This window comes from Streptomyces sp. NPDC038280 (assembly GCF_055600045.1).
On sequence record NZ_JBVJYZ010000003.1, the window covers coordinates 293,368 to 310,816 of the forward strand.

14 protein-coding genes are annotated in these 17,449 nt (G+C 71.1%); 6 read left to right on the forward strand and 8 right to left on the reverse strand.

Annotated elements, in window-relative coordinates; genetic code table 11:
* Nucleotides 1-76: 76 nt before the first annotated feature.
* Nucleotides 77-1,030: a LysR family transcriptional regulator gene (locus ACZ7J0_RS09680; RefSeq protein WP_470885644.1), complete on the reverse strand. Its 954-nt coding sequence runs from the start codon at nt 1,028-1,030 to the stop codon at nt 77-79.
* Between the two features lie 144 nt (nt 1,031-1,174).
* On the opposite strand from ACZ7J0_RS09680, the gene ACZ7J0_RS09685 reads away from it, so the two are divergent.
* Nucleotides 1,175-2,323: a M6 family metalloprotease domain-containing protein gene (locus ACZ7J0_RS09685; protein ID WP_470885646.1), complete on the forward strand. Its 1,149-nt coding sequence runs from the start codon at nt 1,175-1,177 to the stop codon at nt 2,321-2,323.
* A gap of 55 nt (nt 2,324-2,378) precedes the next feature.
* Here ACZ7J0_RS09685 and ACZ7J0_RS09690 read toward each other — a convergent pair whose 3' ends face one another.
* The 5 genes from ACZ7J0_RS09690 to ACZ7J0_RS09710 are packed head-to-tail and all read right to left on the reverse strand — an operon-like array spanning nt 2,379 to nt 8,026.
* Nucleotides 2,379-3,356 carry an ABC transporter ATP-binding protein gene (locus ACZ7J0_RS09690; RefSeq protein ID WP_470885648.1) on the reverse strand — a complete coding sequence of 326 codons (978 nt, stop codon included), beginning with the start codon at nt 3,354-3,356 and terminating at the stop codon, nt 2,379-2,381.
* Nucleotides 3,353-4,360, reverse strand: coding sequence for an ABC transporter ATP-binding protein (locus tag ACZ7J0_RS09695; protein WP_470885650.1), 1,008 nt, complete (start codon nt 4,358-4,360; stop codon nt 3,353-3,355). Before ACZ7J0_RS09695 ends, ACZ7J0_RS09690 begins: the two co-directional genes overlap by 4 nt.
* A complete protein-coding gene (locus tag ACZ7J0_RS09700) occupies nt 4,360-5,346 on the reverse strand; it encodes an ABC transporter permease (RefSeq protein WP_470885652.1) in 987 nt (328 codons plus the stop codon). Before ACZ7J0_RS09700 ends, ACZ7J0_RS09695 begins: the two co-directional genes overlap by 1 nt.
* Entirely contained in the window at nt 5,343-6,266 is a 924-nt protein-coding gene (locus tag ACZ7J0_RS09705; protein WP_470885654.1) for an ABC transporter permease, read from the reverse strand. Before ACZ7J0_RS09705 ends, ACZ7J0_RS09700 begins: the two co-directional genes overlap by 4 nt.
* Nucleotides 6,267-6,280: 14 nt before the next feature.
* Entirely contained in the window at nt 6,281-8,026 is a 1,746-nt protein-coding gene (locus ACZ7J0_RS09710; RefSeq protein WP_470885656.1) for an ABC transporter substrate-binding protein, read from the reverse strand.
* 258 nt (nt 8,027-8,284) lie between these two features.
* Between ACZ7J0_RS09710 and ACZ7J0_RS09715 the strand changes: the two genes are divergently transcribed.
* The 4 genes from ACZ7J0_RS09715 (at nt 8,285) to ACZ7J0_RS09730 (ending at nt 12,975) form a co-directional block, all read left to right on the forward strand.
* Complete coding sequence (locus ACZ7J0_RS09715; protein WP_470885659.1) at nt 8,285-9,193, forward strand: dihydrodipicolinate synthase family protein; 909 nt, start codon at nt 8,285-8,287, stop codon at nt 9,191-9,193.
* 195 nt (nt 9,194-9,388) lie between these two features.
* Nucleotides 9,389-10,771, forward strand: a complete 1,383-nt coding sequence (locus ACZ7J0_RS09720; RefSeq protein WP_470885661.1) for an aldehyde dehydrogenase family protein — start codon at nt 9,389-9,391, stop codon at nt 10,769-10,771.
* A gap of 47 nt (nt 10,772-10,818) precedes the next feature.
* A complete protein-coding gene (locus ACZ7J0_RS09725) occupies nt 10,819-11,523 on the forward strand; it encodes a GntR family transcriptional regulator (protein WP_470885663.1) in 705 nt (234 codons plus the stop codon).
* A gap of 186 nt (nt 11,524-11,709) precedes the next feature.
* A complete protein-coding gene (locus ACZ7J0_RS09730) occupies nt 11,710-12,975 on the forward strand; it encodes an alpha/beta fold hydrolase (RefSeq protein WP_470885664.1) in 1,266 nt (421 codons plus the stop codon).
* Between the two features lie 104 nt (nt 12,976-13,079).
* Here the strand turns inward: ACZ7J0_RS09730 and ACZ7J0_RS09735 are convergent, their stop codons facing one another.
* Nucleotides 13,080-14,327 carry a serine hydrolase domain-containing protein gene (locus ACZ7J0_RS09735; protein ID WP_470885665.1) on the reverse strand — a complete coding sequence of 416 codons (1,248 nt, stop codon included), beginning with the start codon at nt 14,325-14,327 and terminating at the stop codon, nt 13,080-13,082.
* A gap of 168 nt (nt 14,328-14,495) precedes the next feature.
* Here ACZ7J0_RS09735 and ACZ7J0_RS09740 point away from each other — a divergent pair, with 168 nt between their 5' ends.
* A complete protein-coding gene (locus ACZ7J0_RS09740; protein ID WP_470885667.1) occupies nt 14,496-16,208 on the forward strand; it encodes an FAD-dependent monooxygenase in 1,713 nt (570 codons plus the stop codon).
* Between the two features lie 69 nt (nt 16,209-16,277).
* On the opposite strand, the gene ACZ7J0_RS09745 is transcribed toward ACZ7J0_RS09740, so the two are convergent.
* Entirely contained in the window at nt 16,278-17,165 is an 888-nt protein-coding gene (locus ACZ7J0_RS09745) for a S1 family peptidase (protein ID WP_470885669.1), read from the reverse strand.
* Nucleotides 17,166-17,449 lie beyond the last annotated feature (284 nt).

The following is a 17,449-nucleotide window of genomic DNA, read 5'->3' on the forward strand; positions in this document are numbered from 1 at the left end:
GGGCCCGCAGGCTGATCGGCCGCCCGCGCGGGCGCCGGTGGAGGTGCCGGAAGCCGTGCCACGCCGGGGAAGGGACTCACACGCCGGATCGAGCCGCTCGCCAGCGTGTGTAGGCGGGGCTTGCGGCGCATGTGTCCCGGTGTCCCTCCGCGACGCGGCGCAGGATCTCGCGACTGTGGGCCGCCAGAGGCCCGTCCCGGTGCCAGGCCAGGATGTGGCGGTACCACAGGGGGTTTCCGGCCAGCGGGCGGACCGCGACGCCGGGGACCTCGATGAAGGTGGCCTGGCAGAGGCTGACCGCCAGGCCGGCCCGCACGATTTCGATCAGGGGGCGCCCCTCCGCTTCGTAGGGAGCGCACGGGCGGCGGTCCGCCAGGCTGTCACAGGCGGATGACCAGTATTCGCGGGTGCGGTCGGTGTCGGGCCGGGGGACCGCCCAGTCCTCGTCCAGGAGTTGCGCCAGGGACACCTCCTCCTGGGCGGCGAGCGGGTGCGTGGCGGGCAGCAGGGCGAACACCGGTTCCGTGGCGACCGGGTGAAGCACCAGCCCCTTGGGTGGCGGCAGTTCCTGGTCCGGGTGGTCGCCCAGCACCGCCGCCTCCAGCCGGCCGGCCGCGAGGTCCTCGAGCAGGGTGGCGGGGGAGTACTGGCAGCGTGAGGTCACTTCGGCACCGGCCAGCGACTCCTTCACGGCCAGGAGGAGATGACCGAGCAGAGGGGCGCCGACCGAGCCGATCCGGATGTGGTCGGCGGCCGATGTCCGGCGGGCGGCCCGGGCAGTGTCGGCGAGCAGCTCGTCGATGCCCGGCAGGATCGCGCGGGCCCGGGCGAGGACCAGCTCACCGAAGGGAGTGGGCAGGGCGCCGGCCTGCCTGCGGTCGAACAGGACCCCGCCCAGCATGGTCTCGATGCGGCGCAGTTGCGTGCTGAGCCCCGGTTGGGTCATGCCGAGCGAGGCGGCGGCGCGCGTGAGGCTGCCCGTCTCGGCGACCGCGCACACCACCCGCAGATGCCGTACCTCCAGGTCCATGCGCGGATGTTATGGACCGGTGACAGCTTTCGGCCAGAGCCCGGTGTCCCCGATCTTATGTGAAATGTCACACGCCACACAGAGAGAGGACATACGTCCGTGCTACCGCATCCCCCTTCGCGGCCCATCCGTCGCACGCTCCTGGTGCCACCCCTGCTCACCGCCCTGCTCCTGCTCCTGCTCGGCGCGCCGGCCGCCCGGGCGGCGGACGCCCCCTCCGCCTGCGCCCTGCGCGGCACCACCGGCTGGACGGACGAGGGACACGACACGGACTACTCCGTGTTCAAACGGCCCCTCGGAACCGTCAAGGTCGGCATGATCTTCGTGGACTTCCCCGACGCGCCCGCCACGGAGACCCCGGCCGCCGACGCCGCGCAGATCACGCCCGGCGCGGACTGGCTCTGGCACGCCTCGTACGGCAAGACCTGGCTCGCCATCAGCCAGCACCAGCAGTGGGTGCGCATGCCCCACCGGTCCACGGACTACGGCTTCGCCCGGGGCCTGACGCACGAGACGCACGAGGCGTACCTCGAGGACGCCGTCGCGGCGGCCGATCCGTACGTGGACTTCTCGCGGTACGACATGGTGTACGTCGTCGCGACAAGGAACGCGCCGGCGATCTCCTTCACACCCACCTATGTGTACGAGCCCGGAACGGCGGGCGTCGTCGCCGACGGCAGCCGGGTCAAGTGGGCCGTGACCTTCGGCCAGGACATGTGGCACTGGGGGCCCAAGCTGGTGGCCCATGAGACCGGGCACACCTTCGGTCTGCCCGACCTCTACGCGTTCGACACGGGAACCGACACCCACCGCTTCGTCGGCGGCTGGGACGTGATGGGCCTGATCGGCGGCGCCGGACCGCAGTACTTCGCCTGGCAGTCCTGGAAGCTCGGCTGGACGAGCGACAGCCAGGTCGTCTGCCGGGCCTCGAAGGGCAGCGACACCGTGTACCTGACCGCCGTCGAGTACGGCAGCGGCACCAAGATGGCGGTGGTACGCACCGGACCCACGACCGCCTACGTGGTCGAATCGAGACGGGCGGTCCAGGGGGACACGGGTCTCTGCTCGACCGGAGCGCTGATCTACCGGATCGACACGTCCGTGGCGACCGGCCAGGGACCCGTGCGGGTGATGGACGCCAAGCCCTCCGCCGCACCGGCCGGCGGATGCCGCCCGCTGGACGACGCTCCGTACTGGGCCGGTGAGTCGTTCACCGACCCGGCGGCCGGTGTGCGGATCGACGTGCTCCGGGCCGACGGATACGGAGAGACCGTGCGGATCACCAAGTCATGACCCCGGCCGACGGTTGCGCCCCGGATCCCGCCGCGGATCCGGGGCGCGACCCCGTTCAGTCGCCCTCGGGAAAGTGGCAGGCCACCTGCCGCGTCTCGCCCGGGGCGGCGATCCGCAGCAGTGGCGCCTCGGTGCGGCAGACCAGCTGTGCCTTGGGGCAGCGCGGGTGGAAGGTGCAGCCGGACGGCGGAGCCGCCGGGCTCGGCGGCTCGCCGAGCAGGGTGATCCGCTCCCGGGCTCGTTCCGCGGCCGGGTCGGGCAGCGGGACGGCCGACAGGAGCGCCCGTGTGTAGGGGTGGGCGGGCGCCGCGTAGACCCGTTCCTTGGGGCCCATCTCGACGATCCGGCCCAGGTACATCACGGCGACGCGGTCGCACACCCGCTTGACCACCGACAGGTCGTGGGCGATGAAGAGGTAGGCGAGGCCGAGTTCCCTCTGGAGACGCTCCATCAGATTGACGATCTGGGCCTGTACGGAGACGTCGAGCGCGGAGACCGGTTCGTCGGCGACGACGAGACGCGGGCCGGTGGCCAGCGAGCGGGCGATGCCGATGCGCTGGGCCTGTCCGCCGGAGAACTCGTGCGGGTAGCGGTCGATGTGCTCCGGGATCAGCCCGACCAGATCCATGAGTTCGGCCGCCCGCTCGCGCGCCTCGGCCGCGGAACTCCCGCGCACCATCAGCGGGTCGGAGATGATCCGCGCCACCGTCTGGCGGGGGTTGAGGGAGGAGTGCGGATCCTGGAAGACCATGTGCAGGTCCTTGCGCAGCGGCTTCAGCTCCCGCTGCGACAGATGGCTGATGTCACGCCCGTCGAAGGTGACGGAACCGCCGGTGGGTTCCAGCAGGCGGACGATCGTGCGGCCGGTGGTGGACTTGCCGCAACCGGACTCTCCGACGAGACCCAGGGTCTCGCCCGCCGCCACGTCGAAGCTGATGCCGTCGACGGCCCGCACGGGTGGCGCGGCGCGGCGTCGCCCGGGAAAGGTCATGGTCAGGTCGCGTACGGACAGCAAAGGTGCGGTGGTCGTCATGAGGCGAGGCCTTCGCGCGCGGGGAAGTGGCAGGCGGCCGGGTGCCCGGCAGGCCCGCTGAGCAGGGGACGCTCCGTCCGGCAGCGGGACCGCTCCTGGGCCGCCGGACCGGTGGACAGCATGGGGCAGCGTGGTGCGAACGCGCAGCCGGGAGCGGGCGTGAGCAGGGACGGAGGGCTGCCGGGAATCACCCGCAGCGGTTCGTCGTCACAGTCGTCGAGCCGGGGCAGGGAGTCGAGCAGGGCCCGGGTGTAGGGGTGCGCCGGGGACGCGAACAAGGCGTCCACCGGCGCCTGTTCGGCGGCTCGGCCGCCGTACATCACCAGGACGTCGTGGGCGACGCGGGCGACCACTCCCAGATCATGCGTGATCATGATGACGGCGAGGCCGCGCTCCTGCTGGAGACGGGCGATCAGCTCCAGGATCTGGGCCTGGACGGTGACGTCCAGGGCCGTGGTCGGCTCGTCCGCGATGAGCAGGTCGGGTTCACAGGCCAGCGCCATGGCGATCATGACGCGCTGGCGCATGCCGCCGGAGAACTGGTGCGGGTACTCGCCCGCCCGGCGGCGGGGCTCGGGGATGCCGACCTCGCCGAGCGCCTCGACGGCCCGTTCCCGGGCGGCCCTTCGGCCGCTGCCGATGTGGACCCGGTGGTGCTCGGCTATCTGCTCACCGACGGTGTAGTAGGGGTGGAGGCTGGAGAGCGGGTCCTGGAAGATCATCGCCATCTTCCGGCCGCGCAGCCCGTTCAGCTCGCGCTCGGGCATCGCGACCAGTTCCCGTCCGTCGAGGGCGATTGATCCGGTGACCTCGGCGCTCGTGTGCAGACCCATCACGGCCATGGAGGTGACGGACTTGCCGGAGCCCGACTCGCCCACGATGCCGAGGGTCCGCCCCTGCCGCACCTCGAAGGCAAGGGAGTCCACGGCCCGCACGGGACCGTGCCGGGTCGGGAAGGTCACGGTCAGATCCCGTACGGACAGCAGGGGCTGGGGGCCGGCCATCAGTACCTCACCCTCGGGTCGACGACGGCGTACAGAAGGTCGACCACCAGGTTGGCGACGACGATGAAGGCGGCGGCGAGCAGGGTGACACCGAGGATGACCGGCTGGTCGCCGGTGGCGAGGGCACCGTAGAAGAGCCGTCCGACGCCCGGGAGCCCGAAGATGGACTCGGTGATCACCGCGCCCGCGAGCAGTCCGCCCAGGTCCATCCCGAAGATCGTGAGGATCGGTGTCATGCCCGCGCGCAGCCCGTGTTTGACGACGACCGTGCGACGGGGCAGGCCCTTCGCGCGGGCGGTGCGGATGTACGGCTCCGCCATGGTCTCGATCATCGAACTCCGGCTCTGCCGGGCGTACATGGCGGCGTACAGAACGGCCAGGGCGAGCCAGGGCAGCAACAGGTTCGAGGCCCACTCGACGGGGTTCGTCCCGAACGCCACGTACTGCGGATACGGCAGCAGACCGGTCACCCGGATCAGACCGTAGATCAGCATCACCGAGGTGAAGTAGACGGGCAGGGACGCGCCGGCGACCGCGCCGACCATCAGGGCCCGGTCGGTGAGGGTGTCCTTGCGCAGCGCGGCCGCGACTCCCGTGGAGAGCCCGAGCGCCAGCCAGATCACCGCGGCGCCCAGCGCCAGGGAGGCGGAGACGGGCAATCGGTCCAGCAGCAGGTCCCAGACGGCGTTGCTGTTCTCGTAGGAGTACCCAAGGCACGGGAAGTCGCAGTGCAGCGCGTACGGGCCGCTGCCCATGGTGCGGCCGGTGAAGACGCCGGTGACGAAGTCCGCGAACTGCCGCCACACCGGCTGGTCCAGGCCCATGTGCGCGCGGATCGCCTCCAGCCGTTCGGCGCTGCACGACTTGCCGCAGGCCGCGGCGGCCGGGTCGGAGGGAAGGACGTAGAAGATGGTGAAGGTGACGGCGGCGATGGCGAGGAGGACGCCGGCGACGCCGAGCAGCCGGCGGCCGAGGTGGAGCATCATGTGCGGCTGCCTCTCGGGTCGAGGACGTCGCGGAGGGCGTCGCCGAGAAGGGTGAAGGCGAGCACCGTGAGAAAGAGACAGAGGCTCGGGATGAGGAAGTACATGGGGTCCGTGTCGTAGAAGGCGACGCTCTCGGCGATCATCTGGCCCCAGGACGGGGTGGGCGGGCGGACGCCGACGCCCAGATAGCTGAGTGCCGCCTCGGTGGCGATCATCCCGGGGATGATCAGGGTGGTGTACGCGATGACGGGGCCGGCGACGCCCGGGAGGATGTCGCGGGTGAGGATGCGCCAGGGCCCGGCGCCGCCCACCCGCGCGGCCTCGACGTACTCGCGGTGTTTGAGCGAGAGGGTCTGGCCGCGCACGACGCGGGCGATGCCGGGCCAGCCGAACAGCCCGATGACGGCCGTCATCAACACGATCCGGTTGACGTCCCGGGCCACCGACATCATCGCGATCATGAAGATGAGCGAGGGGAAGGACATGGTGAGGTCCATCAGGCGGGAGAGCACCGTGTCGGTTCGGCCGCCGAAGTAACCGGCCGCGACGCCCGCCGCCGTCCCGGCGGCGACGACGATCGCCGTCGCGGCGAAGGCGATGAGCAGGGACACCTGGGCGCCGTGCACGACCCGGGCGAACAGGTCCCGGCCCGTGACGGGTTCGACGCCGAGCCAGTGGTCCGCGCCGACGCCGCCGAGCGGGCCGATGGGCAGTCCGCCCAGGTAGGGGTCGACGGCGGACTTGTCGAACTCGTCGGGTCCCCAGCCGCCCAGGGCGCCGAGCAGCGGAGCGGCCGCCGCCATGACCGCGAAGAGCGCGACGACGACGAGGGAGATCCTCACGGACGGACGACGGCGAAGTTCCGCGCGGGCGAGCTGCCACGGGCCGCTGCCGGAGGGACCGGGTGTGGTGGTGGACATGAGGTGACGTTCCCTCAGCTTCCGCTCTTCGCAGGGTCCTTGAGGCCGATGGTCGCGTAGTCGATCTGTCCGCCGAAGGACGTGTGCCCGAAGGCGCCCGCGATGTTGCCACCGAGCAGCAACGGCATGCGCTCGACGACGGCGGGGGCCGTCGGGGCCTTGGCGAGGATCTGGCCGTCCAGCTCCCGCCATGCCGTGTTCGCCCGGCCTGCGTCGGTCATCGCCGCGATCTCGTCCATCCGCTTCATGGTCGCCTCGTCGCGGAAGAGCGAGTGGTTGCCCGAGTTGCCCTTCTCCTTGATGTAACGGCCGTCGAAGACGAACGGCAGGAAGGTGGAACCGGAGGGATAGTCCGGGCACCAGCCGGTGTAGACGAGATCCGTACGGTTCTTGGTGTCGCCGATGGTGTCGTAGAAGGCCGACGGGTCGACGGTCTCGATGGTGACCTTGATCCCGGCCCGGCCGAGGGACTGCTGGACGGCCTCGCCGACTCCCTTGTCACCGTTGGAAACGGTGATGCTGGTGGAGAAGCCGGCCGCCTTCCCGGCCTCCTTGAGCAGCTGCTTCGCCTTCTCCACATCACCCGTGGCCGGGATCCTCAGCGTGTCGGGCTGCTTGCCGCCGAAGAGCGGACCGGGCATGAGGGCCGTGGCCACGTCGTTGAGGGCGGGACCGCCGGAGGCGGTCAGGATCGCCTCCCGGTCGAGCGCGTACTGCACGGCCTGGCGGACCTTGACGTTGTCGAACGGAGCACGGCCCGTGTGCATCTGCACCATCTCCGTGCAGTTGGAGGACTCGGCGAGCAGTCGGGACTTCACGTCGGTCCTGGTGAGCACCTTGGGAGTGCTCTCCGGGCGCAGCTTGCCCCAGGACACCGACGACGCGTCCCGGCCGGACCCGGCGATGAGCCGGTCGTCGATCTGGTTGGCCTTGAGGCCCATCGTCACGACCACCTTGTCGGGGTACGCCTTGCGGACACTGTCGGTCCGCGCGTCCCAGTGGCTGTTGCGGACCAGCACCAGCTGCTTGTCCCGGGCGTAGGACTCGATCTTGTACGGCCCCGAGGAGAACGGCCGGTTGTCGTACTGGGGCCCTTTGTCCCGGGCCTTGGGAACCGGGGCGAAGGTGGGCAGGACGGTCGCGTAGGGGAACTCCGCGAAGGGCTTGCGGAGTTCGAAGACGATCGTGCGGGCGTCGGGTGTCCTGACGGAGTCGAGGTGCTTGCCATGGGCCGGGCCCTGGTAGCCCTCGGCGCCGGCCAGATAGCGGGCCGCGTAGTCGGGGCCGCCCGGCAGGTCGGGCGAGAAGGACCGCTCGACGTTGTACTTGACGTCCTGGGCGGTGATGGGCGAGCCGTCCTCGAACTTCAGCCCCTTCTTGAGCGTGAAGGTCCAGGTCCGGGCTCCGTTGGAGGAGGTGCCGAGGTTCTCGGCGAGGTCGGGGACCAGCTCCCCGCCCTTGGTGCCGGGTTCCGCCCGGTAGGTCACAAGGGTGCGGTAGAGCAGTCGCGTCCCGAAGTCCATGTCGCCCATCACCCAGTTGCGGGCGGGGTCGAGGTGGGTGAAGTCCTGGTTGGACAGGACGGTGAGGGTGCCGCCCCGCTGCGGCGTGCCGCCGACCACCGTTCCGTTGGTGGCCGCCACCGGGTTCTTCCCTCCCCGGTCGTTGCTCGCCTGCTTCCCGCCGGAACAGCCGGTCACGCCAAGGGTCAGGGCGGCCGCGAGGGTGGCGGCGAGGGCGAGGGTGGTGCGCTTGTTCATCAGGGGTCACTCCGAGAGCGTCGGGCAGCCGGTGAGCTGACTGGAATGTGACCCGTAACATAGTAATGTGAAATTGCACTGACAAGAAGTCACCAGGTCCGTTATCCAGCTGTGTCCGAGGGGCGCCTCGAGGGGGAGGGCGCCGACCCCTCTTGGCAGCTGGTGTGCAATGTGAAATATTACTGTGGTGCTCACGGGGTTGCTGCCCACGAGCCCTACGCCCAGCGAGATGTCACATCACAGAGAGGCTCCGTCGAGATGACCGCCACCACCTGGAACAGTGCCCGCCCCTGGCGCGGGGTCATGGTCGCGACCACCCTGCCCCTGCGTGACGATCTGTCCGTCGACTACGACGCCTACGCCGAGCACGTCCGCCGGCTGATCGACAACGGCTGCGACGGTGTCGTGCCCAACGGCTCACTCGGCGAGTACCAGACCCTCACCGACGAGGAGCGGGCCCGTGTGGTGCGTACCGCCGTCGAGGCGGCGGGCGACGGGGCCCGGGTCATGCCCGGGGTCGCCGCCTACGGCAGCGCGGAGTCCCGCCGCTGGGCGGAGCAGGCCGCCGAGGCGGGCTGCGGCTCGGTGCTGCTCCTGCCGCCCAACGCCTACCGGGCCGACGAGCCGGCCGTGCGCGCCCACTACGCCGAGGTGGCCGGGGCCGGGATTCCGGTCGTGGCGTACAACAACCCCATCGACACCAAGGTCGACCTCACCCCCTCTCTGCTCGCCGCTCTGCACCGCAGCGGAAGCATCGTCGCCGTCAAGGAGTTCACCGGCGACGTACGCCGCGCCTACGAGATCGCCGAACTCGCGCCGGACCTCGACCTCCTGATCGGCGCGGACGACGTTCTGCTCGAGCTGGCCCTCGCCGGTGCCGTCGGCTGGATCGCCGGATACCCCAACGCCTTCCCGGCGACCTGCGCGGAGCTGTACCACGCGGCGGTCGCGGGCGATCTGGCCACAGCCCTGCCGCTCTACCGGTCCCTTCACTCGCTGCTGCGCTGGGACTCGAAGACCGAGTTCGTCCAGTCCATCAAGCTGTCCATGGACATCGTGGGCCACCGCGGCGGACCCACCCGGCCGCCGCGTCTGCCGCTCGGTGGGGAGATCGAGGCCGGGGTGCGGACGGCCACCGAGAAGGCCGTCGCAGACGGACACCACTGACCACGTCCCGACCACCCGGCCGGCCCGTTCACTGCGTCCCGCTGTGCCCGGCCGTCGAGTTCACCGCCCGGCCGGCTCCCGCCGCGCCCGCGCCCCGTCGGCCGCCCCGGGCCCCCGCCGGCCGTGCCAGGACCCCCGCACCTCCCCGAACCGTACTTCCCGAACCGGCCGACCCCTTCCCGGAGGCTTCCTCCCATGACCACCGCCGTCGCGTCCGTCATCTCCCGAAATCCGGCCGCCCCGGACGACGTCCTCCTGCGCGTCCCCGCACCCGGGGCCTTCGCGGCGGCCGACGCCGTGGAGCGGGCCCGGGCCGGACAGCCGGACTGGCTGCTCCGCGGGGCGGCCGCCCGCTCCGCCGCGCTCGACGCGGTCGCCACCGCCATCGACGCGGCCGCGGCCGAACTGGCCGCACTCGCCGTACGCGAGGTCGGCAAGCCTCTGGCCGAGGCCAACGCCGAAGTCGCGCGCACCGCCGCGATCTGGCGCTACTACGCCCAGGCCCCCTACGAGCCCACGGGCGCGGTCCATGAGACCGCCTCGGGGCCGGGACTGCTTCTGACCCGCCGCCGCCCGCATGGCGTGGCGGGGCTGATCACACCGTGGAACTTCCCCTTCGCCATTCCGAGTTGGAAGGCCGCCCCCGCCCTCGCCGTCGGCAACACGGTCGTCCTCAAGCCGGCCCCCGAGGCGACCGCCTGCGCCCAGCGCCTCGCCGAGATCGTGCGGCAGACCCTGCCCGCCGGGGTGTTCACCGTCCTGCCCGGTGGTGCGACCGAGGGCAACGCCGTGGTCTCCGCCGCCGATGTCGTCTCCTTCACCGGTTCCACCGTCGTCGGCCAGGCCGTCGTCCGCACCGCCACGACCCGGGGCATCCCGGTCCAGGCCGAGATGGGCGGCCTGAACGCGGCGATCGTTCTGCCGGACGCCGGCATCGAGCAGGCGGCGGCGCACATCGCCGCCGCCATCGCCGGATACGCCGGCCAGAAGTGCACCGCCACCAGTCGCGTGATCGCGGTCGGGTCCGCCTTCGGGCCCCTGCGCGAGGCGCTCTCCGAGGCGCTTCGTGCCGTGCCGGTCGGCGACCCGGCCGACGCGGCCACCGTGTGCGGACCGCTCATCGACGAGCGGGCCCGCGACCGGGTGGGCGACGCCTGGCAGGGGCTGCCCACACTGGCGGGCGGCACCGTGCCCGGAGGTCCCGGCTGGTACGCGGCCCCGACCCTGGTCGAGAAGGTCGCCCCGGAACACCGGCTGCTGCGGGAGGAGGTCTTCGGACCCGTCGCCGCCCTGCTGCCCGCCGACGACCTCGCCCACGCGATCCGGCTCACCAATTCCGTGCCGTACGGTCTTGTCACGTCGGTCCACACGGCCGATCTCGACACGGCCCTGCGCGGACTGGACGGACTCGACACCGGAATGGTCCGGATCAACGCTCCGTCCACCGGCGTCGACTTCCATCTGCCGTTCGGTGGCGCCAAGATGTCCAGCCACGGACCGCGCGAACAGGGCCGGGCGGCTCTGGACTTCTATACCTCCGGGCGCACCTACACCCTGTCACCGGCTGAAACAACGTGACATTGTACGGTGGTGATCGAAACTGGAACGAAGGGATCACCACCGTCATGGGGCATCTGACCCGCCGCGACCTCAACGCCTCCCGGGAGCGGCTGCGCGACCAGGTCCTCCATGCCCTGCGGGCGGCCCTGATCTCCGGCGAGCTGCGGCCGGGCATGGTGTACTCCGCGCCCACGCTGGCCGAGGACTTCGGCATCTCCGCCACCCCGGTCCGCGAGGCGATGCTCGACCTGGTCCGGGAGGGTCTGGTCGAGCCCGTCCGCAACAAGGGGTTCCGCGTCACCGAGGTCGACGAGCGCGACCTCGACCAGTACAGCGAGATCCGCGCGCTCATCGAGATCCCCATGGTCGGCCGGATCACCCGCAGTGCCTCCCGCGAGGAACTGGAGGCGCTGCGTCCCATCGCCGAGGACATCGTGCGCGCGGCCCGTGAGCACGATCTCATCGGGTATCTGGAAGCCGATCGCAAGTTCCATCTGACGCTGCTAGGTCTCGGTGGGAACGACCGTCTCGTCGAGACCGTCGGTGAGCTGCGCAAGCGGTCCCGCCTCTACGGGCTCACCGCGCTGGACGAGCGTGGCGAACTGCTTCCGTCGGCCGAGGAGCACCTGGAGCTCCTCGACCTCATGCTCGCGGGGGATCGAAAAGGCGCGGAGAAGTGCATGACCAAGCACTTGGGCCATGTCCGCTCCCTGTGGGCCAAGAACGAGGGCTCCCGTGTCGCCGAGGGCGGCCGCGCGGCCCGGTCATAACGCGGCCTTATACCGACGCGAGGGCTCCCGGAGATCCGGGAACCCCAGCAGACTGACCTTGCCATGTCACACCGCGCCTGCGGTGTCCCGCCCGACACCGCGCCCGACGGCCGGACAGCCCGACGGCCGCACGGCCCGCCGGGCGCGAGGTGACCGGCGGCAGCCGCCCGGACGTGAAAGGGACCCATGAACCCGGCGTACGCGACGGTCGACCACGTCTTCAGCGTTCCCCTCGATCACCGGGCCCCCGACGGCCCCGCCATCGAGGTCTTCGCCCGCGAGGTCGCCGACCCCGCTCGCCGCGGCGAGCAACTGCCCTGGCTGCTCTATCTCCAGGGCGGCCCGGGCGGCAAGTCGCCGCGCCCGTCCGCCGGATCCCCCGGCTGGCTGCCCCAGGCGCTCAAGACCCACCGGGTACTCCTGCTCGACCAGCGCGGCACCGGTCGCTCCACGCCGGTGACCGCACGGTCCGTCTCCGGTTTCTCCTCGGCAGCCCAACTGGCCGATCACCTCGGTCACTTCCGTGCCGACGCCATCGTGCGAGACGCGGAACTGATCCGCCGCAGGCTGTGCGGTGACACCCCCTGGGAGACCCTCGGCCAGAGCTATGGCGGCTTCATCACCCTCACCTACCTCTCCCTGGCCCCCGAGGGCCTTCGCTCCTGTTATGTGACCGGCGGCCTGCCCGGCCTCACCGCCACCGCCGACGACGTGTACGCCCGCACCTACCCCCGGGTCCGCGACCGGGTCCTCGACTTCTACGCCCGCTACCCCGAGGACGCCCCCCGTCTCCGCAAGATCGCCGACATCCTCGCGGCCGGTGACGTCCGACTGCCCAACGGTGACCGCCTCACCACCCGCCGGCTGCGCACCCTCGGACTGGCCCTCGGCATGGGCGACGGGTTCGAGCGGCTCCACTGGCTGCTGGACGAGGCCATCGGCGCCGACGGGCAGCCGACCGACACCTTCCTCCACCAGGTGACGGCGCTCACCGGGTTCATCGACAATCCGCTCTTCGCCGGGATGCAGGAGACGCTCTACGGCCAGGGCGCCGGGCCGTCCGACTGGGCGGCCGCACGCGCCCTCGCCCACTTCCCCGAGTTCGCCGACGACGCGGACCCGCTCCTCCTCACCGGTGAAATGATCTATCCCTGGATGTTCCAGGAGATCGCGGGCCTGCGCCCCTTCGCGGACGCCGCGGACCTGTTGGCCCGGCGCGCCGACTGGCCCCCGCTGTACGACCTGGACCGCCTCGCCTCCAACGAGGTTCCGCTCGCCGCGATCGTCTACCACGACGACATGTATGTGGACGCCGGACTCTCGCTGCGTACCGCACGCGCCATCGGCGCCACCCGCACATGGGTCACCAACGAGTGGGAGCACGACGGCGTCAGCGCCTCGGGCGGCCGCGTACTCGAACGTCTGATGGCACTGGCCGCAGGGCGCGCGTAGTCCCTCCCGCCGGGCCCGACGTGTCGACGCCACGATCCGGACCGGCCATGGGCCGGTCCGGATCGTGGACGCCGATTCTTCGGTGCCGCACTCCTGACCTCGCGTCAGGAGGAGGGTGACGAGGAGGCCGGCGGGCCGGTCGGCCGGGCGGGGGTGACCGGCAGGTTGTACACGTGCTTCGGAGTCACGATCTCGGTGATCGCCTGGCCGAACCGGGTACTCGGCTCGATCTCGTCCTGCAGGATGTCCGTGTTGAGCATGACGACCAGCGTCGCCTTCGACTCCGGCAGGTACATCGTCAGGGTCTCGTACCCGGGCAGCGAGCCGTTGTGGCCGGTCCACCCCTGCACGTCGAAGATGCCCAGGCCGTAGTTGGCGCCCGGAATGCCCGTCGGGAGGGTCTTGAGCCGCTGCGCCTGGGTTTCGGGGGTCAGCAGCGAGCCGGTGGCGAGCACGCGGGCCCACGTGCGCAGGTCCTGGAGGTTGGAGATCATCGCGCCGGCGGCCCAGCCCCAGGAGGGGTTCCAGTTCGTCGAGTCCTCGACCTTCCCGCTGATCGTCTGGTTGGTGTAGCCGTGCGGGTGCGGGTTCGGGAACGCGGCGTCGGTGGGGAAGATCGTGTTCCGCAGCCCGGCGGGCTTCGTGACGTTCTGCTCGATGAACTCGGGGAGCGGCATTCCGCCGATCTTCTCCACGACCAGCCCCAGCAGGATCAGGTTGGTGTTGCAGTAGAAGAACTTCTCGCCCGGCTGGGACAGCACCGGGTGCTTGAACGCGTAGTCCAGCAACTGCTGTGGAGTGAACGGCCGATCGGGGTCGGTGAGCAGCGCCTTGACGAAGCCGTCGTCCATCGAGTAACTGAACAGCCCGCTGCGCATCTCCGCGAGGTTCCGCAGCGTGATCCGATCCCCGTTGGGGACCCCGTCGATGTACTTCCCGATCGGGTCGTCCAGGCCCACCTTGCCCTGATCGACCAGTTCGAGCAGCGCGGTCACGGTGAAGGTCTTGGTCTCGCTGCCGATCCGAATGTTCATGTCGGGGGCCATCTTGGCGCCGGTGGCCTTGTCGGCGACGCCGAACGACCGGATGTACGTTCCCTTGCCCGGCGCCGAGAGCGCGACGACCACGCCCGGTACCCCGGCGTCGCGCAGGACCTTCTGGATCGCGGTGTCCAGGCGCGCGGTGACGGCGGGGCTGAGTTGGGTGAAGTCGTCGTCCGAGGAAGGCGACGACGTGAGGGTCGGTTCCGGGGAGGGAGCGCCGTAGGCGCCTCCCGCGGTCACCGGTACCACCAGCAGAGTTCCCGCTGCCAGACCGACGCACGCCTTGCGCCAGGGGATCGAGTACCTCATGGCAGTCCTCCTGCCGGACGAGGGAAAAACTCCCGTCTCAGGCTAGGCCCGCACAAGTGATCCCGCATGACGGCGCGGAGGGACCGCGGTGGACGGCGGCCGTCACGGGAGTGACCATGGAGGTCGTTCGGGGGTGTCCCGGGGGGCTTCCCACCAGGAGAGACGCCCATGGCGCACAGTGAATCGCCGGATGTGCTGGTGACGGGCGCGGGGCCGGTCGGGCTGACGGCGGCCGCGGAGTTGCGGCGCCGCGGGATCGCCTGCCGGATCATCGACCGGCTCCCGGCCAGGCTTCCGTTCGCCAAGGCGGTGGGCATCCAGCCGCGCACGCTGGAGGTCTGGGACCGGATGGGTCTCGTACGGGCGGCGCTGGACGCGGCTGTGCCGCTGCGCGGCCAGTTGACGTATGTCAACGGCGCCGAGCAGCCCAGGACGGACCTCGTACTGCCCCGGGTCGTTCCGTACGGCTTCGCCGCGCTGCCCCAGTACGAGACCGAGCGCATCCTGGAGGAGTTCCTCGCCCGCTTCGGAACCCGGATCGAGCGCGGCACCGAGCTCATGGGCTTCACCCAGGACGTTCAGGGCGTGACCGCCCGGCTCGTCCACGCTTCCGGTGAACAGGAGGAGGTCCGCTCGCGGTTCCTGGTGGGGTGCGACGGCGCGCACAGCACGGTACGCAAGGCACTCGGGCTCACCTTCGAGGGGGGCGCCTTCCCGGAGGAGTACATGCTGGCCGATGTGGAGGTCGACTGGGACCTTCCGCGCGGTTACGGCGTGCGCGCCACGCACCGGGACGCCGACGGCGCCGTCGACGACGTGCTGGTGTGCATCCCGCTGCCCGGCTCGGGCCGCTACCGGATGTCCATGCTGGTGCCGCCGGAACTCTCCACCACCCGGCAGGCCGAGAGCGCCGGCAGGGGAGCGGAAGGGGTGGCGCACGGCCTGGAGGGGGGACGCGCCCCCGCGCTCGAGCACATCCAGGCGGTCCTGGACCGGCTCTCGCCGCGACCGACCACCGCGTCCGCCATGCGCTGGTCGTCGGTCTTCCGGATCAGCCACCGGCTCGTCGACCGGTACGGAGAGGGCCGGGTGTTCGTCGCCGGGGACGCGGCGCACATCCACCCGCCGACGGGAGCGCAGGGCATGAACACCGGTATCCAGGACGCCTTCAACCTGGCGTGGAAGATCGCCCTCACCGTCGAAGGCGCCGCGCAGCCGAGCCTGCTCGCGAGTTACGACGCCGAGCGGCGGCCGGTGGGGGAGGAGGTCGTGGGCCGTACGGTCCGGCACGCCACCGAGGGCGTCCAGGCCGATCCGGCGGACCCGGAGACCCTGATGCTGCGCGAGGCACAACTGTTGGTCGCCTATCCCGACAGCCCCATCGTGGGCCGCCCGGACCACGCGGGCGACGGATCCGGCCCCCAGCCGGGGGAGCGGGCACCGGACTGCGGTCGTCTCACCGACGACATCGCCGCCTACCCCCTGCGGCTGTACGACCTGTTGCGCGACCGTGGACATGTGCTGCTGCTGTACGGAAGCGGCACGGCGGGCGAGGAGTTCGACGCCGGATTCGACGACGGGTTCGACGACATCGCCACCGTTGCACGGGAGCTGTCGGGGAACGCGGTGGAGGTCTGTGCCGTCCTCGCCGACGGAACACCGGCCGGCACGAGGGCGTATGGAGGCCCGCTGCCCGTGTACCGCGACAGCGGGGGCGAGTTCGCCCGGATGTACGGCGTCGACAGTGCCACCGCGCTCCTGATACGCCCCGACGGCTATCTGAGCGCCCGGCTCCGCCCTCCGTCCGCCCGGGATCTGGCCACCCACCTCGAGCGCGTCTTCCGGACACCCGAGGCCGCTCCGGCGACCCCCCGCGCCTGAGGACGCACACCGTCACTGGCACCGACGACCGGTCGCACGCCCGGCAGGCGTGCGACCGGCCCGACCGCGTCAGCGCCCGAGCAGCTTCTTCAGGCGCTTGCCCTCGGGGGACTCGGCGAGCGTGCTCCACAGCTTGGCGGAGCTGGTCGAGGCGTAGACGCCGGGCGCGCCCTGCTCGGCGCAGCCCTCGCCGTACGACACGATGCCGATCTGGTACGTCCGGCCGGACACCTTGCGGAAGAGCGGGCCACCGCTGTCACCCTGGCAGGAGTCCTTGCCCTCGACGCCCGCGCAGACGTTGACGGCCTTGTTGTAGCCCGGGTAGGTCGCCTTGCACTCGGTGTGCGACACGATCGGCACCTGCACGCCGCGCAGCCGGTCGGCGTAGTGAGGCAGCTCGGTGTCGGTGTTGCCCCAGCCGATGACCGTGGCCTTGGCGCCGGGGCGGAGCAGGGCATCGGTGCCCACGGTCGGCAGCTTGACCGGGACGATGTCGGTGACCGGCTTGGCCAGCTCCAGCAGGGCCAGGTCGTACGCCGCGTCACCGTTGAGGTAACGGGGGTGCGTCACGATGCCGCGCACCGAACGAAGCTGACCCTGCTTCTTGTTGGACAGGACGGTCCGGCCGACGGTGACCTCCAGCTGCTTCGCCTTGGCGCCCTCCACGCAGTGAGCGGCCGTCATGACGACATCGCTGCTGACCAGGCTGGCGCCGCAGAACTGGCGGTCCGTCGCGCTGCCCGTGCCCTTGGCCAGCAGGGCGGCCATCCACGGGTAGGCGGAGTCGGGCTGTTCCACGCCGCCGATGATGTTGACGACGGGCTTGCCCCGCTCATCGGGCGCGGCGGCGTGAGCGGTGGCGGCGGTGGCCGCCGACGCGACGAGCGCGAGAGCGGCACTCGAGGCCAGGCCGACGGAGGTTATCCGGCGCGCACGGCCGCGAAGGGTGAATCGCATGGGGGGTTGATCTCCACTTCATCGAGGGAGTGCCAAAGGTCCCGACCTCTCGGATCGTTGGTCCTTCGGCGCATGACGTGATACGAGACCGGAGATCAGCGCCGGAGGTTCACTCCTGGCCGGAAATGTGGCGTGGTTCTGCCGTCCGCCCACCCCTCGTGAGCCGAGGAGGACCGGCGCCCGTGCTGTCCCCGTGAGGCGCAGGAGGCCGACGCGGGCGCGTGACGCCCGAGGGCACCCGGAGTTCACCTCCGCCGCCCTCCGCGTCCGTCTGGTGATCGGAC